Origin of the sequence: Goodfellowiella coeruleoviolacea, assembly GCF_024171785.1 — a bacterium.
Classification (GTDB): Bacteria; Actinomycetota; Actinomycetes; order Mycobacteriales; family Pseudonocardiaceae; genus Goodfellowiella; species Goodfellowiella coeruleoviolacea.
Genome location: NZ_JAMTCK010000001.1, coordinates 856,360 through 870,919, shown reverse-complemented (window position 1 = coordinate 870,919; position 14,560 = coordinate 856,360). Strand labels below are relative to the sequence as shown.

Genomic DNA, 14,560 nt, shown 5'->3' with positions numbered 1-14,560 from the left:
GGTGTTCGTGGTGGTCGCGCTGCTGGGCATCAGCTATGTCAGCGCGCGGTACGCGGGGCTGGACCGGGTGTGGGGCGGCGGCGGGTACGTGGTGCGGGTGCGGTTGGCCGACTCGGGTGGGATCTTCAGCGACGCCGAGGTCACCTACCGCGGGGTGGGGGTGGGCCGGGTGGGGCCGCTGCGGCTGACCGAGCACGGGGTGGAGGTGGACCTGGCCATCGACTCCTCGGCGCCGGCCATCCCCGACGACGTCGAGGCGGTGGTGGCCAACCGGTCGGCCGTGGGCGAGCAGTACGTGGACCTGCGGCCGCGCCGTGACGGCGGGCCGTTCCTGGCCGAGGGCGCGGTGATCGAGCAGGCCGACACCCGCACGCCGCTGCCGGTGGAGACGCTGCTGGCCGACGTGGACGCGCTGGCCGCGTCGGTGCCGGCGGACGCGCTGCGCACGGTGGTGGACGAGCTGGACACCGCGTTCAGCGGCACCGGCCCGGATCTGGCGGTGCTGCTGGACGCGACCAGGGACGTCACCGGCACGGCCAGCGCGCACCTGCCGCAGACCACCGGCCTGCTCACCGACGGGCACACCGTGCTGGCCACCCAGAACGACCAGGCCGACGCGCTCACCTCGTTCGGGGAGAACGCGAAGCTGCTCGCCGCCCAGCTGCGCACCTCCGATCCGGACCTGCGCGGGCTGATCGGCGCGGCCCCACCCGCCGCCGCCCAGCTGAGCGAACTGGTCCGGGAGAACAGCACCAACCTGGGCGTGCTGCTGGCCAACCTGCTCACCAGTGTGACCATTGTGGACGGACGGCTGGCCGCGGTGGAGCAGACCCTCTCGTCGCTGCCCGAGGCACTGCGGGTGGGCCGGTCGGTGGCCCGGCCGGGCGGGCTGCGCGTCGGGCTGCTCAACACCTTCTTCGACCCGCTGCCCTGCACCCTGGGCTACCAGGGCACGCCCTACCGCACCGGCCAGGACACCACGCCGGGTGAGCCGCTGAACACCGAGGCGCGCTGCGCGCTGTCGCCGGGCAGCACCGCGAACGTGCGCGGCGCGCGCAACGCCCCGCGCGGCCCGGACCCCACGGTGGTGGCGATCCCGCCGTCCAGCGGCCTGGCCGGGCTGCTCGGGCTGTCCACCGGCGGCCCGTGACCGGCCGGCCCCGCCGGCCCCCGTGCGCACATCCCGACCACCGCTGATGGAGGAGAAACGCGATGATGCGGAACAGAATCCGGCGTGGGCGCGGCACCGGGCTGCCCGGTCGGATCGCGATCGGCCTGCTCACCCTCGCCCTCACCCTGACCGGCGCGGCCACCGCGAGTGCCGACCCGACCGGGCGGGGCAGCGGCGACGACGTGGGCGCCGCGCTCACGCTCACCTACAACCTGTCCGGCAGCTCCTACGTGAAGAAGACCGACTCGTCGATGGCGCTGGGCCCCGGCACCCTCACCACCACCATCGACCTGGCCACCGGCAACCTCAGCGGCGAGCTGAGCATGCCGTCCGCGCAGGCGTCCTTCGCCGTGCTGGGCATCCCGGTGACCGCCCAGGTGGACATGGTGCCCGTCGGGCCGGCCACCGGCACGCTGGTGCGGGGCGTGGTCAACGCCACCGCCGAGGTGTACATCAGGCTGAGCAACGTCAGGATGGGCGGCCTGCCGATCCTCACCGGGCCGCACTGCCAGACCAGGACCCCGGCGGTCATCCCGCTGGTCTCCGGACCCAACTTCAACCCGCTGCAGGGCGGCGACCTGACCGGCGCCTACACCATTCCGGAGTTTGACAACTGCCTGCTCACCGGGCTGCTGATCAACCAGCTGGTGCCCGGGCCGGACAACACCATCACGCTCACCCTGCACCGCGCCACCAGCTGAGCCCCGACCGGACCCGGTCAGCCGGGCGGGTTCACCGCCCGGCGTCCGGCAAGGGCGCACCCCGCCCGAGCAGCCGGCTCGCCCGCAGGGCCAGCTCCAGGTCGAACCGGGCGGCCGGGTCGTCGAGCCGGTCACCGAACAGCTCCTCCAGCTGGCGGACCCGGTAGCGCACGGTCTGCGGGTGCACACCGAGCCGGCTGCCCACCTCGCTGATGCTGCGCGTCTCCAGCCACACCAGCAGGGTCTCCCGCAGCTTGACCCGCTGCTTGGCGGTGAGCCGGGCGAACGGGGCCAGCGTGCGGGAGACCAGCTCGGTGGTCAGGAAGCGGTCGTCCAGCAGCCACAGCGTGGACAGGTGCGGCGCGCAGTCGAGCACCGGCCGCTCGTCCGGCAGCACCCCCTCCGCGACGAGGCTGAGCGCCTGCCTGGCCCAGGCCAGCGACCGCGCCGCGGCGGCCAGGTCGACCACCGGTCCCACCGCGGCCCGCCAGCCGGGGCGCAGCGCGTGGCGCAGCCACGGACCGTCGGCGTCCTCGGGCACCAGCAGCAGCGGGGCGTCGCCCTCCAGGTCGGCCAGCACCCGGGGGTCCAGGCCGGCGCTGAGGGGCCGGTGCGGGCCGGCCGGGCCACGGGTCGGGGGCAGCCGCCGGCGGCCGGGGTGCTGGTCGGCGCCTGCCCGGGGGAGGTCCGGGCCGGGGCTGGCGGCGACCGGCCGGGGTCGGGCGTCCTGGCGGGCCAGGGCCACCGCGCGCACCCGCGCGGGCAGCTCCCACTGGGCGGTGCGGGCCAGCTCGGTCAGGGCCGGGGACGGGCTCGCGCCACCGGTCAGGACGAGGTCGAGCAGCCGGCGCCGGCGCAGCTGCAGCGTGCCGGCCGCGCTCGCCTTGGCCGCCACGTACCCCTCGACGGTCAGCGCGGCCAGCTCGTCCACGTGCGCGAACACCGCCTCGCCGAACAGCGCCATGGTGCGCACGGACAGGTTGGCCCGGATGGCGAAGCCGGTGATCCAGCGCCAGGACACCCGGGCGCCCAGCCGGTAGGCCGCCTGCAGCGTGTCCAGTCCGCGCCCCTCGCGGAACTCGGCCCGCCCCAGCCGGCGGTAGGTCTCGGTCTGCAGGTCGCGCGGGGCGGCCGGGTTGGCCAGCTTCTCCACGAACTGGCGCAGCGCGTGTTCGATGCCCTCGGTGATGGCGCGGCCGAACGGCCCCTCCAGCGGCCGGGCGTACTCGGGGATGTGCTGCTGGATCTGCCGCAGGATCGCCGTGGCCAGCCCGGGGATCTCCGCCGCCAGCGCCGGCGCGAGTTCTCTGGGCAGCCCGGCCCAGGGATTGGCGGCGGTCCCCGCGTGCGCGGCGGGCGCTTCACTGGTCATCGGCGACACTCCTGAGCGAGGCTCCTCCACGTGCTGGGCGACCGGCCGGATCAGCTCGCCACGGCGTCGTCCACCAGCTGGTCCGCCTGGCCTGCTCGGGCAGGCCGGCCCAGGTGCAGCGCGCGCAGCGCGACCGCCATGTCGAAGCGGGCGTCCGGGTCGGCCAGCCGCGCCCCGAACAGCTCGTCCAGCTGCCGCAGCCGGTAGCGCACGGTCTGCGGGTGCACGTCCAGCCGGGCGGCGATGTCCTGGGCGCTGCCCCTGGTCTCCAGCCACACCGCCAGCGTCTCGCCGAGCCGGGTGCGCTGCTTGCCGGTCAGCCGCAGCAGCGGGGCCAGCGCCTGCTCGGCCAGGGCGCGCGCGGCCAGCGGGTCGCCGAGCAGCCACAGCGTGGACAGGTGGCGCTCGCAGTCGATGATCGGCGCGTCGCCGATCAGGCCCTGCCCGGCCAGTGCCAGGGCGCGGCGGGCCCAGCGCAGCGACTCCGCGGCCGAGGCCAGCGCCACGCGCGGGCCGACCGCGGCGCGCCAGTCGGCCAGTTCCCGCCGCAGCGCGGCCAGCTGCCGGTCCAGGTCGCCGGCCAGCAACAGGCACGGCTCGGCGCTCTCGAAGTCCACCAGCACCTCGTCGGGCAGGCTCGGGGGGAGCGCGGCGGGCTGGTCGGCGCGCCGCGCCAGCGCCACGGCCGCCACCCGGCCGGGCACGCTCCAGCCGGCGGTGGCGGCCAGTTCGGCGACCAGCCCGGCCGGGGGTGCCGGCCGGGTCAGGACGGCCGCCAGCAGCTGGCGGCGTCGGCGTTCCCGCGCGCCGGCGGCCCGCGCCTGCGCCTGCGAGTAGCCCTCGACGGACAGCGCGGAGATCTCGTCGATGTACTCGAACACCGCCTCGGCCAGCCGGCACATCGTGTCGACCGGAAGCCCCGCCCGCTGCCCCAGTTCGGCCATGCGCCGCCAGGCCACCCGCGCGCCCACCCGGTAGGCCGTCTGCAGCACGTCGATGCTGCGCCCGGCGCTCACCTCCAGCTTGCCCAGCATCCGGAACAGCTTGTTCTGGTCCTCTGTGGACTGTCGCGGCGCGGCGAGCCGGTCGACGAACTGCAACAGCGTCCGCTCGACCCCGTCGGTGATGGTCCGGCCGAAAACCCCTTCCAGCGGAAGGGAGTACGCCGGCACGCACCGCTGGATCTCGCGCAGCACCTCGGCCGCCACCCGGGGTATCTCGCCCCGCAGCAGCCGGACCAGGTGCGGCGGGACCGGGTCCCCCAGCGCCTGCCTCGACTCGGCCAATGCCGTTACCTCCGTTGGTTCCGGTCATCGCTGCGGTGTGCCCGGTGCCAGTGGTACCGGTGGCAACACAGGTGTAACGACGGCGACCCGGTTCCGGTACGGGTCCGCGCGTGCGCCGGTGGCGTCGGTGGGGCAGGTGGACCAGCCCGCTCCGGTGATCGCCGGACGCGGCACGGCGAACGGCGCAACCCGTTGCGGCGACGGGCTTCGCGCGATCGGTGGAGCCGTCGGGCCCGGCTGGTCACCCGCTGAGGGTCAACCGGGCCAGCACCAGGTCGAGGCCGGCGGCGCGACCGGGCGGCGCCGTGTGGCCGTCCCACCAGTGGACCGCGCTGATCTCGTCGTTGGGGGTGAACTCCTCGGGCGGCGTGGCCGCCGCGGTGTAGAGCGCGCCGTACTCGGTCCGGCGTGGCTCGGCGAGGACGAACTGGGCGTAGCCCACGAACGCCAGGGGATCGGCGGTGATGCCGGTTTCCTCGCGCAGTTCCCGCACGGCCGCCTGGTGCGGCGTCTCACCCGGGTCGATCAGCCCGCCGGGCAGTTCCCAGCAGTGCCGGTAGCGGTTGAACACCAGGAGCACCCGGTCGGCGTGCCACACCGCGACCAGGGCCAGCGGCAACGGCTGGGGTGCGCTCACGGGCGACTCGGCGACGCGGTGGAACGCCACCAGCACGTTGCCGGCGTCGTCCACGGCGAGGGCCTCGGCCATCGGTTCCGCCTTTCCCCGCGGTGCCGCCACCGCGTCCAGTGTGGACCGACCCGGGGCGGCCGGGCCAGCACCCGCCGGGGGAGCGCCACACCGAGAGGGCGCCGACGCCGTCAACGCGGGAGAGGAGCCCGCGCCACTCGCGGAGTTGCGCGTGAATCGGGTTCAGCTGGCGATGTCGGCGAGTCGGGTGACCTCGTCGAGATCGTCCGTCGCGGGCACGAAGATGATCTCGTCGACGCCCAGCTCGGAATACTCCACAATGGACTGATCGATCGTCTTCCGGCTGGTGTGGAGCACCACGTTGGCGGCGATGTCGTCGGGGGCCAGCCAGGCCGGGTACGCGTAGCGCCCGGTCGTGGCGAGGCTGGAGAAACCCGCTTGCTCGGCTCGCGCCGCCCAGCGGGGAATGACCGACGTGGTGGCGCCGGGTTGCCTGTCACAGCGCCAGATGACAGCATGCTGCCATGTCCGACAAGCTGGCGATACGACAGCATGCTGTCAAGAGTGGTGATCAAGCCTGTGCGGCCTACAGTGCGCTGATCGACCAGGTCGGCAGGCTCGCCGGGATCGTCGAAGCGATCGGCAACGGCATCGCCCGCCCCACCGGCCAGAGCCTGGCGCGCTGGCAGGTCCTCGCGGCGGTCGAGGATGAAGCCGCCCCCGTCGGCGCCATCGCCTGCCGACTCGGACACGCACGCCAGAGCGTCCAGCGCGTCGCGGACCTCCTCGTCGACGACGGTCTCGCCAGCTACCGGCCCAACCCCGCACATCAGCGGGCCAAACTGCTCGAAGTCACCCCGACCGGCCGCGCCGCACTGCACAGGATGCAGGCGGCCTACACCCAACTCGCCCTCCGCACCACCCAGGGCCTCGACCCGGAAAGGCTCGACCTCGCCCGCGAGACCCTCAGCGAGCTGCAGCGCCGCCTCGAAGCCGAACTGCCCTGATCATTCAGCGGCCTCCGCGACGGGTGGCGGAGACCGGCATCCCGACCGCCTTTCCCGGGGTGGCCACCACGAGTCCGGTGTGGACGGACCAGTGGGGCGGGAACGAAACCTCCAGATGACCGTGACGGAAGGGGAGAGCATGACCGACGAGCGCAGCACCGGACCGGACAGCTCAGCGGTGCGGACGGCCCTGTGGCGGGCCCTGCACGTGCGGCTCGACCCGCCACCGCACGTGCTGGCGGACGAGATCGGCCTGCGGCTGGCGGACCCCGGTGACGGCTGGCGCGACCGGGACGACATGGATCCGGTCGCCACCAGGTTGTTCCGGGCGAGCATCGTGGCCAGGGCCCGCTTTGTCGAGGACCTGGTGGTCGAGCAGGCCGGCCGCGGTGTCGGCCAGTACGTCATCCTGGGCGCCGGCCTGGACACCTTCGCCCAGCGCCGGCCGGAGATCGCCGCCCGGCTCACCGTGTTCGAGGTCGACCAACCCGGTCCGCAGGCCTGGAAACGCCAGCGGCTGACCGCGCTCGGCTTCGGCGTTCCCGACTGGCTGCGCCTGGTCCCGGTCGACTTCGAGGCGGGCACGTCGTGGTGGGACCGGCTCGCGGCGGCCGGCTTCGACCCGGCTCAGCCGGCGGTGGTGGCCTCCACCGGGGTCAGCATGTACCTCACCAGGGACGCGAACGCGGCCACGCTGCGCCAACTCGCCGCGCTCGCCCCGGGCTCCACGCTGGTCATGTCGTTCATGCCGCCACTGGAGCTGGTGGACGCCCGGGAGCGCCCCGGTCTGCGGGCCACGGCGGACAGCGCCAGGGCGGCCGGGACGCCCTTCCTCAGCTACTTCGCGCCGGCGGAGATGCTGGCGCTGGCCCGCGACGCCGGGTTCGCCGACGCCCGACACGTGTCCGCGGCCATGCTGGACCAGCGCTACTTCGCCGGCAGGAGCGATGGTCTGCGGCTGTCCGTCGGCGAGGAACTGCTGGTCGCCACGACCTGATCCGGCTACTCCCAGCCCTTGGCCTCGCGCTTGGCCTTGGTGGGGTTCTCGCCCGCCGCCACCCTGCCCAGTGCCTCGCGCGGTTGCCGCTCGTCCGTTCCGGAGCTGCCGCGAACACCCGCGTCGTGACCGCGTTGCCGCAGGTCACGCAGTTCCTCCTCGCGGCAGCCCAGGCCGGTGCCCGCTGGCATCACCGCTGGTCGGCGGATTTGCTGGATGCCCGCTCCCGCTCCTGGCCTGCCGCGCGGGCCGCCGGGATCTGGTCCGCCTCGGCCAGGCTCACCCCGTGCTCGGAGACCATGCCGAACTGCACCACCTGCCGCCGGACCACCATGTCGGTGCACCAGTCGGCCAGCACGCGCAGCCGGTTGGCCGGCATGGCCAGCAGGTGGTAGGCCCGGGCCACCAGCTTGGCCGGCCACCCGCGCAGCGGCACGTGCAGCGGGTCGGCCACGGCCGCGCCCCTGGCCAGGTCGACCACGAAGCCCAAATCCCGGTGGCGGTAGGGGCGGCGCTGGCCGCGCCCGAGCGAGGCGGCCACGTTGATGCCGGCGATCCGGCCCTGCCGCTGGGCGTGCTGCGCGGTCATCGGGGTGAGCCGACCGGGGTGGTAGGCGTCGTGCACCCCGGCGACGTCGCCGGCGGCGAACACGTCCGGGTGGTCGGGCACGGTCAGGTGCTCATCCACCAGCAGCCGGCCCTTCTCGGTGGGCAGGCCGAGCTTCTCCACGTGCGGGTCCGGCCGCACGCCCACGCACCAGACCACCGTGCGGGTGGGGATCTCGCTGCCGTCGGTCAGCCGCACGCAGGTGCGGGTCACCTCGCTCACGCTGGTCTTGAGCCGGACCTCGACACCCCGTTCGCGCAGCACCTGCTCGGCCGGGCCGGACAGCCGCTCGTCCAGGCCGGGCAGCACCCGGTCGGCCATGTCCACCAGCACCCAGCGCAGGTCCTGCTCGCGGATGCCGCCGTGGTCCCGCAGCGCCTGCCTGGTCAGCTCGTGCCCCTGCGCCACCACCTCGGTGCCGCTGTAGCCGGCGCCGACCACCACGAACGTGGTGCGGGCGGCGCGCTCCCTGACGTCCTCGGCCAGCTCGGCCAGTTCCAGCTGGCGCAGCACGTGGTCGCGCAGGAACACGCCCTCGGCCACGGTCTTGAAGCCCTTGGCGTGCTCGGCCACCCCGGGAATGGACAGCAGGCGGGTCACGCTGCCGGAGGTGATGACCACCCGGTCCCACGCCAGCGTCCGCTTGCGCCCCTCCACGTCCAGCACCCCGCAGGTGTGCGCGGCCAGGTCCAGCTCCACCACGTTGCCCAGCACCAGCCGGGTCCTGGGCAGCGTGGTGCGCAGGGGGACGGCCACCCGCCTGGGGTCCAGCGCGCCGCCGGACACCTCGGGCAGCAGCGGCACGTACAGCATGTAGTCGGTGGGGTTCACCGCGATGAGTTCGGCCTCATCCGGCGCCAACCTGCGTTCCAGCGTCCGCAGGCAGTGGTAGCCCGCGAACCCCGTGCCAATGACCAGAATCCGGGGGCGGCGCCGGCCGCCGACACGAACGTCATCGCTCATGAACCTCACCCTGACCGCCGAGGACGATTCCGACGCCCCCCGGAATACCCGCGATCGGCCGGGCCAACCGTCCGGGTCGCCCCGCGGCAGCGGCGCGGTCAGTCGGCCGGGTGGTCCCGGTCCCCGCTCAGCCGGGCGACCCGGGCGGTGATGTCGCCGAAGTGGCCCACCATGGCGGCCTGGGCCGCGGCCGGGTCACCCGAGCGCAGCGCGGCCACGATCTGCCGGTGCCCGTGGCTGATCTGCGCCGGGTCCGGCAGCGGCGGTTCCAGCTCGGCCTCCAGCCGGTGGTAGACCGACCAGAACAGGCTGATCAGCTGGGCGGCCACGGCGTTGTCCACCCGCCGGTAGAGCAGTTCGTGGAAGTGCTGGTCGGCCTCGGCCAGCTCGCCGGTGCCCATCTGGTCGACCGCGGCGTCCAGTTCGGCCAGGAAGTCCTCGTCCACCCGCTCGGCCACCCTGGCGATCAGCGCCACCTCCAGGATCTGCCTGATCTCCACCAGGTCGGACAGCACCGACGCGTCCTCGCGCAGCGACTGCCTGGCCTGGAACAGCAGGCCGGGGGCGAACGCGGTGATCGGGGCGTGGCCGACGAAGGTGCCGTAGCCGTGCCGGATCTCCACGATGCCCAGGGTGTGCAGGGCGCGCAGGGCCTCGCGCACGGAGTTGCGGCTCGCGCCCAGCGCGGCCATCAGCTGCGGCTCGGTGGGCAGGGCCGAGCCCGGGGTGAGACCACGGGCCAGGATGAGGTCGGTGATCCGGTCCTGCAGCCGCCGTCCGTTCTCCGCCACGCGCTCCACCCCTTGTCAACCGATGGGGGTCAGCGTACCTTCCCTGCACATCCGACGTAGGACGTGGGATGTTCAGCCGGGCGGCGCAAGGAGGCAGTCACCATGGCTCGACGCGGCGAGCGGGGCGTGCCGCAGCGGGGCATGCCGTGGTACCGCCAGCTGACCGGCGCGCAGTGGAAGGCGTTCGCGGCGGCGTGGCTGGGCTACGCCATGGACGGCTTCGACTTCGTGCTGATCTCCCTGGTGCTCGCCGACGTGTCCGCCGAGTTCGGGCTGTCCAGGGTGAGCGCGGCCAGCCTGGTGTCGGCCGCGTTCATCTCGCGCTGGTTCGGCGGGCTGGTGCTGGGCGCGGTCGGCGACCGGTACGGCCGGCGGCCGGCGATGATCGCCAGCATCGTGGCCTACTCGGTCGGCACCTTCGCCTGCGGCCTGGCCTGGGGCTACTGGCCGCTGTTCGTGGCCAGGCTGGTGGTGGGCACGGGCATGGCCGGGGAGTACGGCGCCAGCGCCACCTACGTGATCGAGAGCTGGCCGCGCACCCTGCGCAACCGGGCCAGCGGCTTCCTCATCTCCGGGTTCTCCCTCGGCGGGGTGATCGCCGCGCACGTCTACTCCTGGGTGGTGCCGGCCTGGGGCTGGCGCGCCCTGTTCTTCCTGGGCCTGCTGCCGATCCTGCTCGCGCTGTGGCTGCGCCGCGGCCTGCCCGAGGCCGCCGACTGGCAGCGGCGGGCCGCCCGGCCCGGGGCGCGGCCGCGCAGCTTCGTCGAGGTGCTCTACCAGGGCCGGCGCGCGCCGCTGAACACCGCGCTCACCCTGCTCGTCGGCCTCGCCCTGTTCGCGATGTTCACCGGGCTGTCCTCGGGGGTGCTCACCTGGCTGCTGGCCGCGGTCACCGCGGTCGGACTGGTCGCGTTCGCCGCCCAGTTCGCCGGTTCGCGCACGCCGCTGATGGTGACCCTGATGGTCACGGTGTTCTGCGCGTTCCTGTACTCGTGGCCGATCCAGGCGCTGCTGCCCACCTACCTGCAGACCGAGCTGGGCTACGCGCCGGGCCAGGTCGCCGAGGTGCTGTCGTTCTCCGGGGTCGGCACGATGGTCGGCTGCTGGCTGGCCGGGTTCGTCGGCGACTGGCTGGGCACCCGCCGCGCCTACGTGCTCACCCTGCTCGCCTCGCTGGTGTTCATCGTGCCGGTGTTCGCGCTCGGCGGTGACCAGCTGCTGCTGCTCGGCGCGCTGCTGTTCTGCCAGCAGGCGTTCGGCCAGGGCATCTCCGGCATCCTGCCCAAGCTCATCGCCGGCTACTTCGACACCGGCCAGCGCGCGGCCGGCCTCGGCTACACCTACAACGTGGGCGCGCTCGGCGGCGCGGTCGCCCCGGTGTTCGGCGCGGCCATCGCCGCCGGTGTCGGTCTCGGCCCCGCCCTGGGCGGCCTGGCCTTCACGCTCACCCTGGTGGTGATCGTGCTGGTCGCCGCGGACGCGCCGACCCGGGTGCAGCGGCTGTTCGACGGCGGCACCGGCGCGGCCGTGGACCACACCGTCGACCCGGCCGACCTCGCGCCCGAACTGGCCGACGCCGACACCGCCGCGCCCGACCGGGGCGAGCGCGCCCGGCCGGACCGCGTCGAGCGCCCCGGCGCGGACTGAGCCCGCCAACCACCCGCCACCCCACCCCCGCGGTGGGGAACCGCGTTGTGTCCACCGTTCGGAAAGGACAGTCCACTTTGCGCATTCGAACAGCTCTGTCCGGTGTCGCGGCCGCGGCCGCGGCCGTGCTGCTCGGCCAGGCCACCGCACTGGCCGACACCGCCGCACCGCCCGCCGCCGCGCCGACCCCCGCCGCGCCGGTCGCGGTGTTCCAGGCCGGCAGCGAGGGCTACGACACCTTCCGCATCCCGGCCGTGGTGCGCACCCGGGGCGGGGCGCTGCTCGCCTTCGCCGAGGGGCGCCGCACCGGCGCCGGCGACACCGGTGACATCGACCTGGTGCTCAAGCGGTCCACCGACGGCGGGCGCACCTGGGGACCGCTGGCCGTGGTCGGCGACAACGGCCCCAACACCTTCGGCAACCCCACCCCGGTCGTCGACCCGCGCACCGGCCGGGTGGTGCTGCTGAGCACGCACAACGCGGGCACCGCCACCGAGGGCGCGATCCTGCGCGGCCAGGTCAGCGCGCAGGACAGCCGGCGGGTGTGGGTGCAGCACAGCGACGACGAGGGCCGCACCTGGAGCGCGCCCACCGACATCACCGACTCGGTCAAGGCCCCGGACTGGCGCTGGTACGCCACCGGCCCGGTGCACGCGATCGCCCTGCGCCACGGCCCGCACGCCGGCCGGCTGGTCGCCCCGGCCAACCACTCGGCCGCGCCCGCCCCGGGCAGCACCGACACCGGCGCCGAGGCCAAGTACTACGGCGCGCACCTGATCTACAGCGACGACGGCGGGACCAGCTGGCGGCTGGGCGCGGTGGACGACAGCGTGGACGGGGCGGTCAACGGCAACGAGACCACCGTGGCCGAGCTGCCCGACGGCCGGCTCTACGTCAACAGCCGGGACCAGAACGGCACGTCCGCGGGCACCCGCGCGGTGGCCTACAGCCGGGACGGCGGCCGCAGCTTCACCGCCCCGCTCACCCCGGACCCGCAGCTGGTGTGCCCGGTGGTGCAGGGCAGCACCCTGCAGACCCGCGGCCACGGACCGCTGCTGTTCGCCGCGCCCAGCCAGCCGACCACCCGGGCCGGCATGGCCGTGCGGGCCAGCCGGGACGGCGGCGCCCACTGGACGGCCGGACTGGTGCTGTCCTCGGCCCCGGCCGCCTACTCCGACCTGGTCGAGCTGCCCGGCCGGCGGGTCGGCCTGCTCTACGAGACCGGCCAGACCGGCGCCTACCAGACCATCACCTTCCAGGCCCTGACCCTGACCCAGATCCTCGCCGCCGGCTGAGCCGGCCGCGCCGTCCGTCCGTGCTCCGCTCGCGCGGCCGACCACACCGTCGTGCCGCCCGCTCGAAAGGTTGCGCTGTCATGTCCTCCGCATCCCCACCCAGACGCCCGAGGCGGGCACCCGGCCGGCGCGTCCGGCCCGTGCTCGCCCCGGCGGCCGCGCTGGTCGGTGCCCTGCTGGTCACCACGCCCGCCGCGGTGGCCGAGCCGGCCCCCACCCAACCGGCCCCCACCCAACCGGCCCCCACCCAACCGGCACCGGCCCAGTCGGCGCCGGCCCAGTCGGCGACCGCCGGCCGGTTCGACGAACAGGTGCTGTTCGCCCGCAACACCGACGGCTACAGCTGCTACCGCATCCCGGCGATCACCCGCACCACCGAGGGCACGCTGCTGGCCTTCGCCGAGGGCCGGGTCGCCGACTGCGGCGACGACGGCAACATCGACCTGGTGGTCAAGCGCTCCACCGACAACGGCCGGACCTGGAGCGCACCGCTGGTGGTGGCGCGCGGCAACGGGGACACCCGGGGCAACCCGGTGCCGATGGTGGACAGCGCCACCGGCCGCGTCGTCGTGGTGACCACCCACAACCCCGGTGACAACGACAACGAGCGGCGTCCGTTCGTGCAGTACAGCGAGGACGACGGGCTGACCTGGACGGCGCCGCGCGAGATCAGCGAGCAGATCCGCAAGCCGGAGTGGGACTACTGGTACGCCACCGGCCCGGTGCACGGCATCCAGTTGCGCCGCGGCCCGCACGCCGGCCGGCTGGTGTTCGCCGCCAACTACGAGACCGCCCAGCCGCACACCTACGGCGCCCTGCTGGCCTACAGCGACGACGGCGGCCTGACCTGGCAGCTCGGCGCGGTGGACGCGCGGACCGACCTGAGCGTGACCCCGCAGGAGATCAGCCTGGTCGAGCTGACCGACGGGGCGATCTACGCGGCGGCCCGCGACAACGTCGGCACCGACCCCGGTCACCGGGCGTTCGCGGTCAGCCGGGACGGCGGGCAGAGCTTCGCCGCGCCGTTCCGCACCGCGCCCGAGCTGGTCGCGCCGATCATCCAGGGCGCCACCCTGCGGCTGCGCGCCACCGACGAGGGCAGCGCCTACAACCGGATCCTGTTCTCCGCGCCGGCGCACCCGGCCTCCCGCGAGGTGATGACCGTGCGCTCGTCCTTCGACGAGGGCCGCACCTGGCAGGACTGGCAGCACGGCAAGGTCGTGCACTGGGGGCCGGCGGCCTACTCGGACATGGTGGGCCTGGCCGACGGGCTGACCGGCCTGCTCTACGAGGGCGGCGAGAAGAGCGCCTACGACGCCATCCGCTTCGCCCGGTTCGACGAGACCTACCTGAACAGCCCGAACGCCGCCCCGCCCGGCGCGGGCGGACCGCCGGAGCCGGGACCGTCCACACCGGACCGCTCCGGCCACGGCAACGACGCCTACCTGCGCGGCGGTGTCGAGCTGACCGACGGCCGGTTCGGCCACGCGGTGCACCTGGACGGTGCGCAGGACCACGTGGAGCTGCCCTTCGACCGGTCGCTGGACGTGGGCGCCGGCCAGTTCACCTGGACCGCGTGGGTGCGGCACAGCATGCGGACCGGCTCGCACGCGATCATGTTCGGCTACCGGGTGGGGGAGGGGCCCACGCCCGGGGTGTGGCTGCGCACCGAACCGGAGAACAACCGGGTGCGGGCGTTCCTGGGCACCGAGGAGGGCACGGTGTCGGTGCAGACGCCCGGCTCCTACAACGACGGCGCCTGGCACCACTACGCGATCCGCCGCACCGGCACCGACTTCGAGCTGTGGATCGACGGTGTGAAGCTGGCCTCGGCCAAGGCGCCGGCCGGGTCGGCCACGGTGGGCAAGGAGTTCCGCATCGACGGCATCGACGTCGGCCAGCGGCTGGACGGCCAGCAGCGCCTGGCCGGCGCCGTGGACGAGGTGCGGATGTACCGGCGGGCGCTGACCGACCGTGAACTCGGCCAGCTGGCCCGGTCCAACGCGGCCATCCCCAACGGCCAGGTGCTGCGGCTGCCGTTCGAGCGGATCAGCGGCTGATCCGTCCGGAGTGG

General features: G+C 74.4%; 14 protein-coding genes. 7 read left to right on the top strand and 7 right to left on the bottom strand.

Going from position 1 to position 14,560, the window contains the following annotated elements:
* Position 1: 1 nt before the first annotated feature.
* On the top strand, positions 2-1,150 hold the full coding sequence (locus tag LX83_RS03680; RefSeq protein WP_253766914.1) for an MCE family protein: 1,149 nt from the start codon (positions 2-4) through the stop codon (positions 1,148-1,150).
* 65 nt (positions 1,151-1,215) lie between these two features.
* Complete coding sequence (locus LX83_RS03675; RefSeq protein ID WP_253766912.1) at positions 1,216-1,872, top strand: hypothetical protein; 657 nt, start codon at positions 1,216-1,218, stop codon at positions 1,870-1,872.
* 31 nt (positions 1,873-1,903) lie between these two features.
* On the opposite strand, the gene LX83_RS03670 is transcribed toward LX83_RS03675, so the two are convergent.
* From LX83_RS03670 to LX83_RS03655, 4 genes are all read right to left on the bottom strand, one after another.
* Positions 1,904-3,244, bottom strand: coding sequence for a helix-turn-helix domain-containing protein (locus LX83_RS03670; RefSeq protein ID WP_253766910.1), 1,341 nt, complete (start codon positions 3,242-3,244; stop codon positions 1,904-1,906).
* Positions 3,245-3,294: 50 nt separating this feature from the next.
* Positions 3,295-4,530 carry a helix-turn-helix domain-containing protein gene (locus LX83_RS03665; RefSeq protein WP_253766908.1) on the bottom strand — a complete coding sequence of 412 codons (1,236 nt, stop codon included), beginning with the start codon at positions 4,528-4,530 and terminating at the stop codon, positions 3,295-3,297.
* 241 nt (positions 4,531-4,771) lie between these two features.
* On the bottom strand, positions 4,772-5,239 hold the full coding sequence (locus LX83_RS03660; protein ID WP_253766906.1) for an NUDIX hydrolase: 468 nt from the start codon (positions 5,237-5,239) through the stop codon (positions 4,772-4,774).
* Between the two features lie 162 nt (positions 5,240-5,401).
* Positions 5,402-5,539 (bottom strand): hypothetical protein, encoded by a 138-nt coding sequence (locus tag LX83_RS03655; protein WP_253766904.1) that lies wholly within the window; start codon positions 5,537-5,539, stop codon positions 5,402-5,404.
* 164 nt (positions 5,540-5,703) lie between these two features.
* Here LX83_RS03655 and LX83_RS03650 point away from each other — a divergent pair, with 164 nt between their 5' ends.
* Positions 5,704-6,186 (top strand): MarR family winged helix-turn-helix transcriptional regulator, encoded by a 483-nt coding sequence (locus tag LX83_RS03650; protein ID WP_253766903.1) that lies wholly within the window; start codon positions 5,704-5,706, stop codon positions 6,184-6,186.
* 115 nt (positions 6,187-6,301) lie between these two features.
* Complete coding sequence (locus tag LX83_RS03645) at positions 6,302-7,183, top strand: class I SAM-dependent methyltransferase (RefSeq protein WP_253766901.1); 882 nt, start codon at positions 6,302-6,304, stop codon at positions 7,181-7,183.
* 5 nt (positions 7,184-7,188) lie between these two features.
* On the opposite strand, the gene LX83_RS03640 is transcribed toward LX83_RS03645, so the two are convergent.
* From LX83_RS03640 to LX83_RS03630, 3 genes are all read right to left on the bottom strand, one after another.
* Positions 7,189-7,374 carry a hypothetical protein gene (locus LX83_RS03640; RefSeq protein ID WP_253766899.1) on the bottom strand — a complete coding sequence of 62 codons (186 nt, stop codon included), beginning with the start codon at positions 7,372-7,374 and terminating at the stop codon, positions 7,189-7,191.
* A complete protein-coding gene (locus LX83_RS03635) occupies positions 7,374-8,753 on the bottom strand; it encodes an NAD(P)/FAD-dependent oxidoreductase (protein WP_253766897.1) in 1,380 nt (459 codons plus the stop codon). Before LX83_RS03635 ends, LX83_RS03640 begins: the two co-directional genes overlap by 1 nt.
* A gap of 98 nt (positions 8,754-8,851) precedes the next feature.
* Positions 8,852-9,544: a FadR/GntR family transcriptional regulator gene (locus LX83_RS03630; RefSeq protein ID WP_253766895.1), complete on the bottom strand. Its 693-nt coding sequence runs from the start codon at positions 9,542-9,544 to the stop codon at positions 8,852-8,854.
* A gap of 102 nt (positions 9,545-9,646) precedes the next feature.
* Here LX83_RS03630 and LX83_RS03625 point away from each other — a divergent pair, with 102 nt between their 5' ends.
* The 3 genes from LX83_RS03625 (at position 9,647) to LX83_RS03615 (ending at position 14,546) form a co-directional block, all read left to right on the top strand.
* Positions 9,647-11,191 carry a sialate:H+ symport family MFS transporter gene (locus tag LX83_RS03625; RefSeq protein ID WP_253766893.1) on the top strand — a complete coding sequence of 515 codons (1,545 nt, stop codon included), beginning with the start codon at positions 9,647-9,649 and terminating at the stop codon, positions 11,189-11,191.
* Between the two features lie 77 nt (positions 11,192-11,268).
* Positions 11,269-12,486: a sialidase family protein gene (locus LX83_RS03620; protein ID WP_253766891.1), complete on the top strand. Its 1,218-nt coding sequence runs from the start codon at positions 11,269-11,271 to the stop codon at positions 12,484-12,486.
* Between the two features lie 80 nt (positions 12,487-12,566).
* The gene (locus LX83_RS03615) at positions 12,567-14,546 is read left to right on the top strand and encodes an exo-alpha-sialidase (protein WP_253766889.1); all 1,980 of its coding nucleotides are present in this window, start codon (positions 12,567-12,569) and stop codon (positions 14,544-14,546) included.
* The last annotated feature ends 14 nt before the right edge of the window (positions 14,547-14,560 follow it).

Excerpts from the sequence above, each read along its gene's own strand:
- LX83_RS03675 (WP_253766912.1), top strand. The coding sequence starts at position 1,216 with ATGCGGAACAGAATCCGGCGTGGGCGCGGCACCGGGCTGCCCGGTCGG.
- LX83_RS03670 (WP_253766910.1), bottom strand. The coding sequence starts at position 3,244 with ATGACCAGTGAAGCGCCCGCCGCGCACGCGGGGACCGCCGCCAATCCC.
- LX83_RS03660 (WP_253766906.1), bottom strand. The coding sequence starts at position 5,239 with ATGGCCGAGGCCCTCGCCGTGGACGACGCCGGCAACGTGCTGGTGGCG.
- LX83_RS03650 (WP_253766903.1), top strand. The coding sequence starts at position 5,704 with ATGTCCGACAAGCTGGCGATACGACAGCATGCTGTCAAGAGTGGTGAT.
- LX83_RS03645 (WP_253766901.1), top strand. The coding sequence starts at position 6,302 with ATGACCGTGACGGAAGGGGAGAGCATGACCGACGAGCGCAGCACCGGA.
- LX83_RS03640 (WP_253766899.1), bottom strand. The coding sequence starts at position 7,374 with ATGCCAGCGGGCACCGGCCTGGGCTGCCGCGAGGAGGAACTGCGTGAC.
- LX83_RS03635 (WP_253766897.1), bottom strand. The coding sequence starts at position 8,753 with ATGAGCGATGACGTTCGTGTCGGCGGCCGGCGCCGCCCCCGGATTCTG.
- LX83_RS03625 (WP_253766893.1), top strand. The coding sequence starts at position 9,647 with ATGGCTCGACGCGGCGAGCGGGGCGTGCCGCAGCGGGGCATGCCGTGG.
- LX83_RS03615 (WP_253766889.1), top strand. The coding sequence starts at position 12,567 with ATGTCCTCCGCATCCCCACCCAGACGCCCGAGGCGGGCACCCGGCCGG.